Here is a 15,051-nt window from a genome sequence, read left to right as displayed (position 1 = left end):
GAGGAGCAGCGTCCGATGCCTGACGACCGTCGACCCGGCCACGACGACGAGGTCCACCTCTTCGTCGAACGGATGGCGATGGCCTTCGCGGACGTCGGCTTCCCCCGGATGTCCGCCCGGGTCCTGTTCGCCGTGATGAGCGCCGACGGCCCGCTGACCGCCGCCCAGATCGGCGAACGGCTCGGCGTCAGCGCGGCAGCCGTCTCCGGCGCGGTACGCCACCTGACCCAGGTCAGCATGCTGGTCCGCGAACCGGTCCCGCGCTCGCGCCGGGACCACTACCGGCTGCCCGACAACCCCTGGTACGAGGGCACCATCACCAAGACCGGCCTCTACAAGAACTTCATCGACATCGCCGACGCGGGCGTCAAGGCACTGGGCGGCACCGCCACCCCGGGCGGCGAACGGGTGGCCGAGATGCGGGACTTCTTCTATTTCATCCAGGAGGAACTGGACTCGCTCGGCGAACGCTGGCGGGCCCGCCGGGCCGCCACCGGCCACGCCGAGCCACCCACCGCCTGACCGTCAGGGGGTGTTGCTGCCCCAGCGGGCCTGCTCCAGGACGTCCAGGGCGCGTTGCCGGGCCTCCGGGTCGTCCTCGCCCCGCAGCAGGGCGCTCGCCTCGTCGACCGCGTCGGTGAGCACCCGCCACTGGGCGTCGCGCTCCCGCACCACGTCGGACTGCGCCGCCAACTGCCGGGTCTTCACCCACAGCTCCACGAAGACCGACACCTTCGCCCGCAGCACCCACGGGTCGAACGGCTTGGTGAGGTAGTCGACCGCCCCGACCGCGTAGCCGCGCAACGCCAACTGGGCGTCCCGGTCGGCGGCGGTCAGGAAGATGATCGGCACGTGCCGGGTCCGTTCCCGGCGCTTGATGTGACTGGCCGTCTCGAAACCGTCCATGTCGGGCATCTGGGCGTCCAGCAGGATGACCGCGAAGTCGTCCACCAGCAGTTGCTTCAGCGCCGCCTCACCGCTCTCCACGGCCACCGACTGGACCGGGAGCCCCTGGAGGATCGCCTCCAGGGCCATCAGGTTCTCCCGACGGTCGTCGACCAGCAGCGCCTTGGCCGTCTGCGTCACGAATTCTCCCTATCTCGGCGACCGCTGATCCAGGACGCCATCCGCTCGATCAGCCCGTCCAGGTCCACCGGCTTGGTGATGTAGTCGCTACCCCCGGCCGCCAGCGCCGACTCCCGGTCACCGGGCATCGCCTTCGCGGTGAGGAAGACGATCGGCAGGTCGGCGAAGCGGTGGTTGCGGCGGATCTGCCGGGTCGTCTCGTAACCGTCCTGGTCGGGCATCATGGCGTCCATCAGCACGATGTCCACCTCCGGATGCTCGGCCAGCACGCGAACCCCGTCCGCGCCGTTGTCCGAGTACAGCACGGTCATCCCGTGCAGTTCCAACGCGCTGGTCAACGCGAACACGTTGCGTACGTCGTCGTCGACGATGAGTACGGTGGCGCCGTCCAACTGCCTGGTGGCCGGGGCCTCCGGCGCGGCCAGCAACTCCACCGGCGGCATCAGCAGCGACGACGGCAGCCCCGCCCGCTCCGGCGACGGCGACTGCGGGGCCACCACCGCGTCCGGTGCCAGCACGTCCGGTACGAAGAGGGTGAACGTCGAACCCTGCCCCGGCGCGGAGGTCACCGTGATCGTGCCGCCGATCAGCCGCGCCAGGTCCCGGCTGATCGACAGGCCCAGCCCGGTGCCGCCGTACCGCCGGCTGGTGGTGCCGTCGGCCTGCTGGAACGCCTCGAAGATGATGCTCAGCTTGTCGTCGGAGATGCCGATGCCGGTGTCGATCACGGTGAAGGCGATCACCTGCCGGGCGTTGGTCAGCGCCGGCACGTCGAAGACCGCGTTCTCCGCCGCCGGGGCGATCCGCAGGGTGACCGCGCCGTTGTCGGTGAACTTCACCGCGTTGGAGAGCATGTTGCGCAGGATCTGCTGCAACCGTTGGGCGTCGGTCACCAGGGCCGGCGGCAGCTCCTTGGCCACCCGTACCTGGAAGTCGAGGTTCTTGTCCTCCGCCTGCGGGGCGAACGCCTGCTCCACGTAGTTGCGGATCTCGGCGAACCGGATCTCCGTCGGCTCGACGTCCATCCGACCGGCTTCGATCTTGGACAGGTCCAGGATGTCGTCGATCAGGCGCAGCAGGTCCGAGCCGGAGCCGTGGATCGTCCGGGCGAACTCGATCTGCTTCGGGGTGAGGTTGCGTTCCGAGTTCTCCACCAGCAGCCGGGCCAGCAGCAGCAGCGAGTTCAGCGGCGTACGCAGCTCGTGGCTCATGTTCGCCAGGAACTCCGACTTGTACGCCGACGCCCGGGTGAGCTGCTGGGCCTTCTCCTCCAGCCCCAGCCGGGCCAGCTCGATCTCCCGGTTCTTGGTCTCGATGTTGCCCTTCTGCTCGCTGAGCAGCTTCGCCTTGTCCTCCAGCTCGGCGTTGGTGCGCTGCAACTCCGCCGACTGGTCCTGCAACTCCAGCGCCAGCCGCTGCGACTGGGCCAGCAGTTCCTCCGTACGCCGGTTGGCCTGGATGGTGTTGACCGCGATGCCGATGGTGAGCACCAGCCGCTCCAGGAACCCCAGGTGCAGCTCCGAGAAGCGGGCCACGCTGGCGAACTCGATCACCCCGAGCAGTTCGCCCTCGAACAGGATCGGCAGCACCACCAGGTCGGACGGAAGCGTGTCGGCCAGCCCCGAGCGCAGGGTGATCCGGCCGTCGGGAAGCGCGTTGAGCCGGATCGTCCGGCGGGAGAGCGCGGCCTGACCGACCAGCCCCTCACCGGGCCCGAAGGTCACGTCGTGCCCCCGCGCCACATACCCGTACGACGCGGTCAACCGCAGCCGCATCACCCCCTCGGCGGTGTCCGCCAGGAAGAACGCGCCGAGCTGCGCGTCGACCAGCGGGGTCACCTCCATCATGATCATGCGACAGACCTCGCCCAGGTCCCGCTGGCCCTGGAGCAGGCCACCGATGCGGGCCAGGTTGGAGTCGAGCCAGCCCTGCTCGGCGTTCTTCTTGGTCGTCTCCCGCAGGGTGACGATCATCTGGTTGATGTTGTCCTTCAGCTCGGCGACCTCGCCCTGCGCCTTGACCGCGATCCGCTGGGTCAGGTCGCCCCGGGTCACCGACGTGGACACCTGGGAGATCGCCCGGAGCTGGGTGGTCAGGGTCGAGGCGAGCTGGTTCACGTTCTCGGTGAGGTCCCGCCAGGTGCCGCTCACGCCCTTGACCTGCGCCTGACCGCCGAGCTTGCCCTCGATGCCGACCTCGCGACCCACCCGGGTCACCTCGTCGGCGAACGACGAGAGCTGGTCGACCATCGTGTTCACGGTGTTCTTCAGCTCCAGGATCTCGCCCTGCGCGTCGACGGTGATCTTCTGGCCGAGGTCGCCCTTGGCCACCGCCGTGGTCACCGACGCGATGTTGCGCACCTGGGACGTCAGGTTCGACGCCATCGAGTTCACGTTGTCGGTCAGGTCCCGCCAGGTGCCACTCACGCCCTTGACCTGCGCCTGACCGCCCAGCTTGCCCTCGGTGCCCACCTCACGGGCCACCCGGGTCACCTCGTCGGCGAACGACGAGAGCTGGTCCACCATCGTGTTGACCGTGTTCTTCAGCTCCAGGATCTCGCCCTGCGCGTCCACGGTGATCTTCTGCGACAGGTCACCCTTGGCCACCGCCGTGGAGACCTGCGCGATGTTACGCACCTGACTGGTCAGGTTCGACGCCATCGAGTTCACGTTGTCCGTCAGGTCCCGCCAGGTGCCGGCGACCCCGCGTACCTGGGCCTGCCCGCCGAGCTTGCCCTCGGTGCCCACCTCACGGGCCACCCGGGTCACCTCGTCGGCGAACGACGACAACTGGTCCACCATCGTGTTGACGGTCGACTTCAGCTCCAGGATCTCGCCCCGGGCGTCGACGGTGATCTTCTGGCTGAGATCGCCCTTGGCCACCGCCGTGGTCACCGACGCGATGTTGCGCACCTGGGACGTCAGGTTCGACGCCATCGAGTTCACGTTGTCGGTCAGGTCCCGCCAGGTGCCGGAGACGCCCTTCACCTGCGCCTGCCCGCCCAACTTGCCCTCCGTGCCCACCTCACGGGCCACCCGGGTCACCTCGTCGGCGAACGACGAGAGCTGGTCCACCATCGTGTTGACCGTGTTCTTCAGCTCCAGGATCTCGCCCTGCGCGTCGACCGTGATCTTCTGCGACAGGTCACCCTTGGCCACCGCCGTGGAGACCTGGGAGATGTTGCGGACCTGACTGGTCAGGTTGCCGGCGAGCTGGTTGACGTTCTCCGTCAGGTCCCGCCAGGTGCCGGAGACGCCGCGTACCTGGGCCTGCCCGCCGAGCTTGCCCTCGATGCCGACCTCGCGGGCCACCCGGGTCACCTCGTCGGCGAACGAGGAGAGCTGGTCCACCATCGTGTTCACGGTGTCCTTCAGCTCCAGGATCTCGCCCTGCGCCGCCACCGTGATCTTCTGCGACAGGTCACCCCGGGCCACCGCCGTGGAGACCTGCGCGATGTTGCGCACCTGACTGGTCAGGTTCGACGCCATCGAGTTGACGCTGTCGGTGAGGTCCTTCCACGTGCCCGCCACGTTCGGCACGTCGGCCTGCCCACCGAGCTTGCCCTCGGTGCCCACCTCGCGCGCCACCCGGGTCACCTGCTCGGCGAACAGGCGCAGCGTGTCGGTCAGCGAGTTCATCGTGTCGGCCAGCTCGGCGACCTCGCCCCGCGCCCCGACCGTGATCTTCTGCGACAGGTCGCCCCGGGCCACCGCCGTCGCCACCTGGGAGATCGACCGCACCTGGCCGGTCAGGTTCGACGCCATGGTGTTCACCGAGTCAGTGAGGTCCTTCCAGGTGCCGGCGACGCCCCGCACGTCCGCCTGGCCACCCAACTTGCCCTCGGTGCCCACCTCCCGGGCCACCCGGGTCACCTCGTTGGAGAACGACGAGAGCTGCCCGACCATCGTGTTGACCGTCCGGCCGATCCGCAGGTACTCACCGCGCAGCGGGCGACCGTCGATCTCCAACTCCATGTGCTGGGAGAGGTCACCGTCGGCCACCGCCATGATCACCCGGGCGATCTCGGTGGTCGGCCGGCCCAGGTCGTCGATCAGCGAGTTGACCGCCCGCTGTCCCTCCGCCCAGGAGCCGTCCAGGCCCTCCTCGTCCAGACGTTCGGTCAGCCGCCCGTCCCGACCCACCACCCGGCTGATCCGGCGCAGGTCCAGGTGCTGCCGCTCCTGGAGCGACACCACCTCGTTGAAGGCGTCCGCCACCTCACCGGCCGCGCCCGCCCGCCGGGGCAGCCGCACCTTGAAGTCGCCCCGGCCGACCCGTCGAAGCGCCTCCGACAACTCACCGAGGAGCGCGTCATGCTCGGAAGCGGACCCGTCCGCCGTCACCGACTGTTTCGCGGTCATCATTCCTCGCTCGACTCGGAGGGCTCCCGACGTGCCGACACGCCGACTTCCCCTCATTGTGCCCGGGTCGCCGCCGGACCCCCGGATACGACGTGCCCCCGGATACGACGTGCCCGGCGACGACGCGGCGTCCGCCCCGCCGCGCACCTGCGGGTTCCATCACGCCGCCCGCCGACAGGCCCCGGCGGAGCGTGATCGGCACCGACGGACCGGTGCGGCGGGTGTGACGGTACGTGGTGCGGCTTGGCACCCGGCCGGTGGCGGTAGAGGATACGGGGGTGTCAACGGAGCCGGGGGCCGGGACAGACGCGGGACGGGACGAGCACGTCCGGCGCGTCCGGCTGCCCGCCGACAACCGCACCCCGGCCGCCGCCCGCGCCGTGGTCCGCTCCGTACTCGCCGAAGCCGACCTCGACGAACTGCTCAACGAGGCGCTGCTGCTGACCACCGAACTCTCCACCAACGCCGTCGAACACGCCCGTACCGAACTGGACATCGAGGTCGTCGCCGACCAGATCGGCCTGACCGTCACGGTCTCCGACTTCGCCGCCGGGCCGGTCGACGAGCTGGTCGTCGGCATCCGCAACGACACCGACCAGATCGGCGAGGTCTCCGCGCGGGGGCGGGGACTGCTCCTGGTCGACCACTTCGCCAGCCGCTGGGGCACCACCTACCTGCCCACCGGCAAGGGGGTGTGGTTCCGGCTCGACCGGCACGGCGACCACGGCGACGCGCCACCCTCCCCGCACCCCCCACCCGGGCGGACCGACAGCGAACCGTCGACCAGCGCGCCGAGCGCCGCCGCGATGAGCGAACTCACCCAGACCCGCCCCGACCCGTACGCCGACGAACCGCTCACCGAGTTCGCCACCGACCTGCTCACCCGGGTCGCCGACATGGTGGGCGCGGCCGGCGGGGTGATCCGGTTGGACCGGGGCGAGGGGGAGGGCCCGCAGGTGCTGGCCCGCTACGGCCGTCAACCCCGCCCCGGCAACGAGCTGCTCCGGGTGCCGCTGGCCGTGCACCGGCCGTACGCCGGGGAGCTGGAACTGGACGCCGCACCGTCGGCGTACGCCAGGCCGTTGGCCGTCCTCGCCGCCGAACGGCTCGCGCTGCACCTGGAGAACGACCGGCTGCGCCGGGCCGACGTCCGCCGCTCGGCCTGGCTGACCTTCCTCGCCGAGGCCAGCGAACTGCTCGCCCAGTCGCTCGACGTCGACCTGACCATGGCGCTGATCCCGCAGCTGGTGGTGCCCCGGCTCGGCCAGTGGTGCGCGGTGCACACCACCGACGAGTGGGGTCGGCTCAGGCTCGCCGCTGCCAGTCACGCCGACGAGTCGGTCCTGCCCCAGCTGCACAAGGTGCTGGAGGAGTCCGGGCCGGACTCGGTCCAGGCCCGGCTGCGGGAGGCATCGCGGACCGGCTCCCAGGTGCCGCTCGGCGGGCCGATGGAGGGTTTCGCCGTGCCGCTGATCGCCCGCAGCCAACGCCTCGGCACCCTGGCCGTGGGACGGCACCAGCGGCACCGGCACGACCCGGACGAGGTCGCGGTGCTGGAGGACGTCGCCCGGCGGGCCGGGCTCGCCATCGAGAACGCCCGCATCCACGCCGAACGGCGTCGGGTGGCGCAGACCCTCCAGCAGTCGCTGCTGCCGCCCGTCCTCCCGGTCGACGAGCGCATCGGCTTCGCCGCCGAGTACGTTCCGACCAGTGACGAGGCCGAGGTCGGCGGCGACTTCTACGACGTGGTGCCGCTGCCGGACGGACGCTGGCTGGTGGTGGTCGGCGACGTGTCCGGCAAGGGCGTGCAGGCGGCGGCGGTGACCGGGCTGGTCCGGGACGTGATCCGGGTGCTGGTCGGGGACGGCAAGCCGCTGCCCGAGGCCCTGGCCCGGCTCAACGACACGCTTGTCGAGCGGGGTGGGGGGCGGTACTGCACGCTGGCCCTGGCGGCGGTCGGGCCGGGCGACGGCGACCGGCTCGACGTCTCGTTGCACCTGGCCGGGCACGACCGGCCGGTCCTGCTGCACGGGGGCGGTGGGGCCAACTTCGTCGGCATCGGCGGCACGGCGCTCGGTCTGCTCGACGCGATCACCTCCCCGGCGGCGGAGATCGTGCTCGCGCCGGGCGATGCGCTGATCTTCTACACCGACGGGGTGACCGAGCGGCGGCGCGGCCGGGAACTCTTCGGCACCGAACGGCTCCGGGAGGCCGCCGCACCGCTGGCCGGCTACTCCGCCGACGTGGTCGCGGCCCGCCTGCGGGCCACCGCGATCAACTTCTCGGTCGAGTCGCCCCGCGACGACATCGCCATCCTGGTGCTGCGCAACGACGCCCTCTGAGTACGCCCCCGCCCCGATCCCTCCCCGATCCCTCCCCGCTCCCTCCCGCTCCCCCTCGCCCGACCTCTTGATCCACTCCGTTTCGCCTCACCAGCGGTGTCGAGCGCGCCGGATGCCGCAACGGGGCTGACAACGAGCCATCACCGCATCCCGCTCCCGGGTGCGGGGCCGGTCAGAGGCCGCCGGGGAGGCGTCCGGGGGCGAGCCGGCGGTGCGGGTCGAGGTGTTCCTTCGCCTCGCGCAGCCGGGGGATCACCGCAGCCTCACCCCACACGTCGATCTCACGACGCACCGCCGGAGGCGCGGCGACCACCACGCACCGGCCCCGGCGGGTGAACAGCACCCCGCGGACGGCGGCGAGGATGCCGGCCACCCGGTCGACCGGGAGCGACCCGGGCAGCGCGGCGTGCACCACGCCCAGCCCGGCGGAACCGCGCACCGACAGCGGGGCGCCTGCGGCGTCGCGCAGCGCGTAGACGGCGGCGTGCAGGTCGGCGGCCGGGGCCTCGACCCGCAGTGCGGTGTCGCCCGGGGCGAACGGGTAGCGCCGCCACCAGGCCGGGGCGTCCGGGGCGAGGCTTGCCGTACCGCCGAACAGGGCGAGCAGGCGGTCGGCCTGCTCGGCCACCTCGGACCGGCCGCCCTCCAGCAGGACGGCCAGCTCACCGGCACTGCCCCGGGGAGGCGGCGGGGCGGTCCGGCGGCCGGCCATCGCGGGATGGTTGGCGCGGGCCGACGCCTCGGCGGCCGACATCGGGCGACCGCCCGGCCCCGACGTCGCGCCCGCCGCCGGGGCGGCGGGCGGGCGTGGCGGCGACCCGGCGGCCGGCAGGTCCAGCTCGACGGCCGCCGGGTCGAGGTCGGCGGCGAGCACCGCCCGGACCAGGTCGTGCACCTCCAACGGGCTCCACACCGGCCGGGTCACCCACACCCGGCTCGGCGGCAGGGTGTGTGCGCGCAGCGTCGCCGAGACGAGCACGCCCAGCCCACCCTGCGAACCGCAGAGCAGCCGGCCCAGTTCGAGGCCGACCGGTGGGGCCGCACCGGCCAGCTCGGCCGCGCTGCGCCCGGCGCTGACCAGCTCACCGTCGGCGTCCAGCCAGCGCAGGCCGACGAGCTGCTCGCAGGCGGTGCCGTGCCGGTGCCGCAGCGGACCGGACTCGTCGGCGGCGAGCACCCCGCCGAGGGTGGCCCCGGGCGACGGCGGGTCGAGGGCCAGCCGACGACCGGTGCGTTCCAGGGTGGCCTGCACGGCCCGCAGCGGGGTGCCGGCACCCACCTCGACGACCGGGGATGCTGCCGGCCGGTGGCCGACCCCGGCGAGCCGGCCGGTGTCGAGCATGATGTCGACCCGGGCCGGTGCCGCACCCCAGTCGATCTTCGTGCCGGCGCCCCGGGGGACCACCGACAGATCGTGCCGGGCGGCGAGCCGCAGCACCTCGGCCGCCGCCCGGGGCCCACCGGGGACGGCCACCCACCGGGCGAGCCGGCCGGCGACCTCGTCGGCCGCGCCCGCGAACCGGGCGAAGGAGGGGCCGCAGATCGCGGCCAACCGCTGGGTGATCTCCGTTGCACCGATCGAACCCGCTCCCGTCGACATGGCAGTCATCGTACACATGTTCTAAAGCGGCGCGTGGTGGTTCGACCGCGCGGCGGAGCGCGACGGGCCGGTAACGTGACGCCGTGACCACCGAGACCACCCCGCCCGTCGCCCGACAGGTCCGCGCGGAGCGCACCCACCACGGCGACACCGTCGTCGACGAGTACGCCTGGCTGGCCGCCAAGGACGACCCGGCGACCATCGCCCACCTCACCGCCGAGAACACCTACACGGAGCAGCGCACCGCGCACCTGGAGGCGTTACGCGGCACGCTGTTCGCCGAGACGAAGCAGCGCACCCAGGAGACCGACCTGTCGGTGCCCACCCGCAAGGGCGGCCACTGGTACTACACCCGCACCGTCGAGGGCCAGCAGTACGGCGTGCACTGCCGCCGCCCCGTCCGCGACGGCGAGACCGACCCGCCGGTCAGCGTGGACGGCGCCCCGCTCGACGGCGAGGAGGTGCTGCTCGACGGCAACCGGCTCGCCGAAGGGCACGACTTCTTCTCCCTCGGCGCGTTCGACGTCAGCCCCGACGGGCGCTGGCTGGCCTACTCGACGGACTTCTCCGGCGACGAGCGCTTCACCCTGCGGATCAAGGACCTGAGCACCGGTGAACTACTCGGCGACGAGGTGCCCGACACCTTCTACGGCACCGCCTGGTCGGCCGACGCCAGCGTGCTGTTCTACATCACCGTCGACGAGGCGTGGCGGCCCGACCGGGTGTGGCGACACACCGTCGGCACCCCGTCGGGCGAGGACGTGGTGGTGCACCTCGAGGAGGACGAGCGGTTCTGGGTGGGTGTCGAGCTGACCCGCTCCGAGCGGTTCGTGCTGATCGACAGCACCAGCAAGGTCACCAGCGAGGTCCGGGTCATCCCGGCCGACAACCCGACAGGTGAGCCGGCGGTGATCGCCCCGCGCCGGCAGGGCGTCGAATACAGCGTCGAGCACCACGGGCACCGCTTCCTGATCCTGCACAACGACGACGCGGAGGACTTCGCGCTGGCGTACACCTCGGCGGACGCGCCAGGCGACTGGGTGCCGCTGATCCCGCACAGCCCCGGCACCCGGCTGGAGTCGGTCGACGCGTTCGCCGACCACCTGGTCGTCTCGCTGCGCAGCAACGGCCTGACCGGGCTGCGGGTGCTCCCCGTCGGCGGCGGCGACGGCCACGATATCGAGTTCCCCGAGCCGATCCACAGTGTCGGCCTGGACGCCAACCCGGAATACCGCACCCGGCAGCTCCGGTTCCGCTACACCTCGCTGGTCACCCCCGACTCGGTCTACGACTACGACCTGGTCACCCGGGAGCTGACGCTGCGCCGCAGCAAGCCGGTGCTCCCCGGCCCGGACGGTCGCGCGTACGACCCGGACGACTACGAGCAGCACCGCGAGTGGGCGCTCGCCGACGACGGCACCCGGGTGCCGATCTCGCTGGTCTGCCGCCGGGACACCCCGCGCGACGGCTCCGCCCCCGCCGTGATCTACGGGTACGGCTCGTACGAGGCCAGCATGGACCCCTGGTTCTCGGTCGCCCGGCTCAGCCTGCTCGACCGGGGCGTGGTGTTCGCCGTCGCGCACATCCGGGGCGGCGGTGAACTGGGCCGCCGGTGGTACGACGAGGGCAAGCTGCTGGCCAAGAAGAACACCTTCACCGACTTCGTCGCCTGCGCCCGGCACCTGGTCAAGTCCGGGTGGACGGCGGCCGACCGGCTGGTCGCCCGGGGTGCCTCGGCCGGCGGCCTGCTGATGGGCGCGGTGGCCAACCTCGCCCCGGACGCGTTCACCGGGATCGTCGCGCAGGTGCCCTTCGTGGACGCGCTCACCTCGATCCTCGACCCGTCGCTGCCGTTGACGGTCACCGAGTGGGAGGAGTGGGGCAACCCGCTCGCCGACCCGGAGGTGTACGCGTACATGAAGTCGTACACCCCGTACGAGAACGTCGCCCCCGTGGACTATCCGGCGATCCTGGCGGTGACCAGCCTCAACGACACCCGGGTGCTCTACCACGAGCCGGCCAAGTGGATCGCCCGGCTGCGGGCGGTGGCCCCGCAGGGCGACTACCTGCTCAAGACCGAGATGGGTGCCGGCCACGGCGGCCCCAGCGGCCGGTACGACGCCTGGCGCGAGGAGGCGTTCATCAACGCCTGGATCCTCGACCGGCTGGGCCGCGCCTGACCACCGTCGTCGCGCACCGGCTGGCCACGGTCAGCCGGTGCGGATCTCCTCGACGGCGGTGCTCGTCCGCAGGAACAGCAGCCCGACCCCGACCGTGACCAGTACGGCGGCCAGCGCGGTCGCGCCGACCCCGGCGAGCTGACCCCACGGCAGCTCGGGTGTCACCACGGATTCGGGCACCCACACGGTGCGCAGGGCCGAGGGGTCGGCGCAGCCGGCGGCATCGCCGGGGCAGACCTGAACGGTCTGCCCCCCGTAGCTGCGCGGGCGTCCACCGGTGGTCCAGGTGAGCAGCAGGCCGACGGCGAGCGCCAGCACCGTGGCCGGCACCGCCGGGGCCAGCGCCTGCCAGGCCACCGAGCGGCCGATGACGCTGCGGGGCACCCCGGAGGCCACCAGCGCCGCGTACGTCCGGCGGCGGGCGACGATCCCCTCGACCAGGGCGACGACCAGGCCACCGGCGGCCAGCGCCACGGCCACCTGGACCGCCCGGTCGACCAGGTCCATCGTGTTCAGGTAGAAGTCGTCACTGGCGGCGAAGCTCTGGCCGATGGCCCGGTTCGCCGTCATGTCGGCGAGCATGGAGGCCCGCAGCCCGGCCGCGCCCGCCCCCACGATCACCGCCGCCAGCAGGGCGGCCAGGGTACGGCTGCCGGCCCACGGATCGGCGGTCAACCTTCGGGCGGCCAGCAGCGTGGCCGGCCCGCGACCCCACCGGTGCAGCAGCCGCCCGGCCGTGTGCGACAGCCAGCCGGTGCCGACCACCACCCCGACCAGCGCGGCCAGCGCACCACCGAGCATCAGCAACGGTTCCAGCACCGCAGGCGGGTCCTGACCACGGGCGGCGTACCACCGGCCGACCGGGACGAGCAGACCGTACGCGGCCACCCCGGCCACGATCAGCAGCCCGGCCCACGGACCCGGGGCACGTTCCCGGCGGATCCGCCGGACCACCCCGAGCGGGGTCGCGGTGACCCGGCGCAGCAGGACGACGCCGACCAGCCCGGCCAGCACCGGCAGGCCGAGCACCACCGCCCCGATCGCCGGCGGCGACGGCAGCACGTCGGTGGGCAGGGGGAGCAGCCCCCGGGCGTCGGGCCGGTGCAGCAGCACCCGGCCCACCAGGTACGTCCCCAGCCCGACCAGGGTGCCCAGCAGACCGGCCAGCCCCGTCTCCACCGCGACCAGCACGGTCACCTGCCCGGGGGTGGCCCCGGCCAGCCGGAACGCGGCCAGTCGCCGGTCCCGGGCCGGCGCGCCGAGCCGGACGCACTGCCCGGCCAGGGCGAGCACCGGGACGGCGAGCAGCAGCAACGCGACCGCCGTCCCGCCGCGCAGGCCGGGCTCGCGCAGCAGCGCGTTGCCGTACTGCTCGGAGTTGTTCGCGCCCCGCCCGCCGGGTGGGGTGGGGATGGCCAGCACGGTGAGGGCCGCCAACGCGGCGAGCGCGGCCAGGGCCGCGCTGAGCGCGGTGAGGACGACCCGGGCGGTGTCGGTGCGGTTGCCGGCCAGGGCGAGCCGCAGCGCGACGACCGGTGTCACCTGGCGACCGCGCCGGGACCGGCCACCGGGGCGAGGGTTTCGTCCAGGCCGAGGCCGCTCGGGTCGACCACGCCGTCGCGGAGCATCACCTCGCGGTCGGCGTACGCGGCGATCCGGGGTTCGTGGGTGACCAGGACGATGGTGGTGCCCTGTTCCCGGGCGAGCTGGACGAGCCGGGTGAGGACCTCCTCGCCGCCGAGCGTGTCGAGCGCGCCGGTCGGCTCGTCGGCGAAGAGCACCCGGGGCCCGGTGACCAGGGCGCGGGCGGTGGCGCAGCGCTGCTGCTGCCCGCCGGACATCGCGCCGGGGCGTACGTCGGCGAGGTGGGCGACGCCGAGCCGGTCCAGCCATTCGCGCGCCACCCGCCCTGCTCCTCGCCGCCCCGTGCCGGCGAGGAGCAGGGGCAGGGCGACGTTCTCCGCCGCGGTCAGCTCGGGGACGAGCTGACCGAACTGGAACAACACCCCGAACTCGCTACGGCGCAGCCGGGACCGCGCCGCCTCGGGCCAGGTGTCGATCCGCTCCCCCCGCCAGTGCACCTCACCCTCGTCGGGGCGCAGGATCCCGGCGAGGCAGTGCAGCAGGGTGGACTTGCCGCAGCCGCTGGGCCCGGTCACCGCGACGATCTCCCCCTCGGCGACGTCGAGGCTGACGCCGCGCAGGGCCGGGGTCGGACCGTACGACCGGACCACGCCGCGTGCCTGGAGTCCGCTCACGGATGCACCTCCCGGTGCCAGTCGGCGACGCGGGTCAGGGTGGTGCGCAGCCACCGCAGGTCGGCGTCGAGGTGGGCGATGACGTAGTCGACGGCGACGACGTCAGCGAGGGTGGACGCGGGCGCCGTCTTGACGGCGGTGAGTTCGCGCAGCCGCTCGGTGTGCGCCCGCGCCTGGGCGATCAGGTAGGACCGGGCCGCGTTGAGGTCGGCGACCAGCAGCGCCACCGCCACCTTGGTGAAGAGCGCGCTCGTCACGTACGGCATGGGTGGCTCGACGGCGGCCAGCCAGCCGGTGAGCGCGGCCCGGCCCTGGTCGGTGAGGGTGTAGGCGGTCCGGTCGGGGCCGGCCTCGCGTTCCTGGCCGGTGCTGACCACCAGGCCGTCGCGTTGCAGGCGGCCCAGGGTGGCGTAGACCTGCCCGAAGGCGAGCGGCTTGGCCCGGGGCAGCCGGGTGTCGTGGGCCCGCTTCAGCTCGTAGCCGTGCCGGCTGCCGGCAGCCAGCAACCCGAGCAGCACGTGCGACGTGGACACCTGACTAACTATTCATTCGGCGAATAGCCGATGTCAAGCGGCCTGGTCGATGCGACGGTGGGCGACCGGCCGGGCCGGGCGCGGCGGTCCCGCCACGCCCGACCGGTGGTGGGGTCAGCCGACCCAGGCCGGGTCCCGGCCGGTACGACCGAGCAGCCGGTCCAGCTCCGGGCCGGCCGCGTCGACCGGCACCTCCGGCCCGAACGCGCCCATCCGCCGGCCCGTCGGCCCCATCTCGTCCATGAAGCCGTGCAGCGCCGCGATGCTCTCCGGCGTCGGCTCGTACGGCTGGCCGGTGGCCCGCGCCAGGTCCCAGCCGTGCACCACCAGGTCCACCACGCCCATCAGGCCGACCGTCGACCGGGGCAGCCCCATCGCCGGCGCGACGCCCTCCTCGCTGGCCGGGTCCTCCCAGGCGGCGACGAGCCGGTCGGCCTCGACGGCGAACCGGTCCCGCCAGCCCGGCTCGGCCACGTGGTCGGTCTTGACCGACCAGTCCGTCTCCTGCCCGGCGGCCAGCCGCTGGAAGTTGACCGCCACGTCGTACACGTGGTTGATCAGGCCCCCGACGGTGTAGTCCGCGCACGGGGTGGGCAGGTCGAGCTGGTCGTCGCCGATCGCCCGGACCAACGCCACGGTCCGCGGGACGGCGGCACCCAGCAGCTCACTAGTCTTCGTTGCCATATTGCCA

At 72.9% G+C, this 15,051-nt stretch carries 10 protein-coding genes; 3 read left to right on the top strand and 7 right to left on the bottom strand.

Features of this window, described 5'->3' with window-relative positions:
• The first annotated feature begins 15 nt into the window (after positions 1 to 15).
• Positions 16 to 522, top strand: a complete 507-nt coding sequence (locus JQX11_RS15765) for a GbsR/MarR family transcriptional regulator (protein ID WP_204925715.1) — start codon at positions 16 to 18, stop codon at positions 520 to 522.
• A gap of 3 nt (positions 523 to 525) precedes the next feature.
• Here JQX11_RS15765 and JQX11_RS15760 read toward each other — a convergent pair whose 3' ends face one another.
• Together JQX11_RS15760 and JQX11_RS15755 are read right to left on the bottom strand one after the other, a co-directional pair.
• A complete protein-coding gene (locus JQX11_RS15760) occupies positions 526 to 1,086 on the bottom strand; it encodes a response regulator (protein ID WP_204925714.1) in 561 nt (186 codons plus the stop codon).
• On the bottom strand, positions 1,083 to 5,450 hold the full coding sequence (locus JQX11_RS15755; RefSeq protein WP_204925713.1) for a HAMP domain-containing protein: 4,368 nt from the start codon (positions 5,448 to 5,450) through the stop codon (positions 1,083 to 1,085). The genes JQX11_RS15760 and JQX11_RS15755 overlap by 4 nt, the downstream gene beginning before the upstream one ends.
• Positions 5,451 to 5,725: 275 nt before the next feature.
• On the opposite strand from JQX11_RS15755, the gene JQX11_RS15750 reads away from it, so the two are divergent.
• On the top strand, positions 5,726 to 7,789 hold the full coding sequence (locus JQX11_RS15750; RefSeq protein WP_204925712.1) for a SpoIIE family protein phosphatase: 2,064 nt from the start codon (positions 5,726 to 5,728) through the stop codon (positions 7,787 to 7,789).
• Positions 7,790 to 7,961: 172 nt separating this feature from the next.
• Here JQX11_RS15750 and JQX11_RS15745 read toward each other — a convergent pair whose 3' ends face one another.
• Positions 7,962 to 9,398, bottom strand: coding sequence for an FAD-binding oxidoreductase (locus tag JQX11_RS15745; protein ID WP_372444597.1), 1,437 nt, complete (start codon positions 9,396 to 9,398; stop codon positions 7,962 to 7,964).
• Positions 9,399 to 9,472: 74 nt separating this feature from the next.
• Here JQX11_RS15745 and JQX11_RS15740 point away from each other — a divergent pair, with 74 nt between their 5' ends.
• Entirely contained in the window at positions 9,473 to 11,569 is a 2,097-nt protein-coding gene (locus JQX11_RS15740; RefSeq protein WP_204925710.1) for a S9 family peptidase, read from the top strand.
• A gap of 30 nt (positions 11,570 to 11,599) precedes the next feature.
• On the opposite strand, the gene JQX11_RS15735 is transcribed toward JQX11_RS15740, so the two are convergent.
• From JQX11_RS15735 to JQX11_RS15720, 4 genes are all read right to left on the bottom strand, one after another.
• On the bottom strand, positions 11,600 to 13,111 hold the full coding sequence (locus JQX11_RS15735; protein WP_204925709.1) for an FtsX-like permease family protein: 1,512 nt from the start codon (positions 13,109 to 13,111) through the stop codon (positions 11,600 to 11,602).
• The gene (locus JQX11_RS15730; protein WP_204925708.1) at positions 13,108 to 13,827 is read right to left on the bottom strand and encodes an ABC transporter ATP-binding protein; all 720 of its coding nucleotides are present in this window, start codon (positions 13,825 to 13,827) and stop codon (positions 13,108 to 13,110) included. The genes JQX11_RS15735 and JQX11_RS15730 overlap by 4 nt, the downstream gene beginning before the upstream one ends.
• Positions 13,824 to 14,360 carry a PadR family transcriptional regulator gene (locus JQX11_RS15725; RefSeq protein ID WP_204925707.1) on the bottom strand — a complete coding sequence of 179 codons (537 nt, stop codon included), beginning with the start codon at positions 14,358 to 14,360 and terminating at the stop codon, positions 13,824 to 13,826. Before JQX11_RS15725 ends, JQX11_RS15730 begins: the two co-directional genes overlap by 4 nt.
• A gap of 114 nt (positions 14,361 to 14,474) precedes the next feature.
• Positions 14,475 to 15,044 carry a TIGR03086 family metal-binding protein gene (locus JQX11_RS15720; protein ID WP_204925706.1) on the bottom strand — a complete coding sequence of 190 codons (570 nt, stop codon included), beginning with the start codon at positions 15,042 to 15,044 and terminating at the stop codon, positions 14,475 to 14,477.
• Positions 15,045 to 15,051: the final 7 nt, after the last annotated feature.

It is taken from the genome of Micromonospora humida (assembly GCF_016901255.1).
GTDB classification, from domain to species: domain Bacteria; phylum Actinomycetota; class Actinomycetes; order Mycobacteriales; family Micromonosporaceae; genus Micromonospora; species Micromonospora wenchangensis.
Note: the sequence above shows the minus strand (reverse complement) of the source record. Positions and strands in the feature narration are given on the sequence as shown.

Coding starts and splice junctions, on each gene's coding strand:
- JQX11_RS15720 (WP_204925706.1), bottom strand. CDS start 15,044: ATGGCAACGAAGACTAGTGAGCTGCTGGGTGCCGCCGTCCCGCGGACC.
- JQX11_RS15765 (WP_204925715.1), top strand. CDS start 16: ATGCCTGACGACCGTCGACCCGGCCACGACGACGAGGTCCACCTCTTC.
- JQX11_RS15755 (WP_204925713.1), bottom strand. CDS start 5,450: ATGATGACCGCGAAACAGTCGGTGACGGCGGACGGGTCCGCTTCCGAG.
- JQX11_RS15745 (WP_372444597.1), bottom strand. CDS start 9,398: ATGACTGCCATGTCGACGGGAGCGGGTTCGATCGGTGCAACGGAGATC.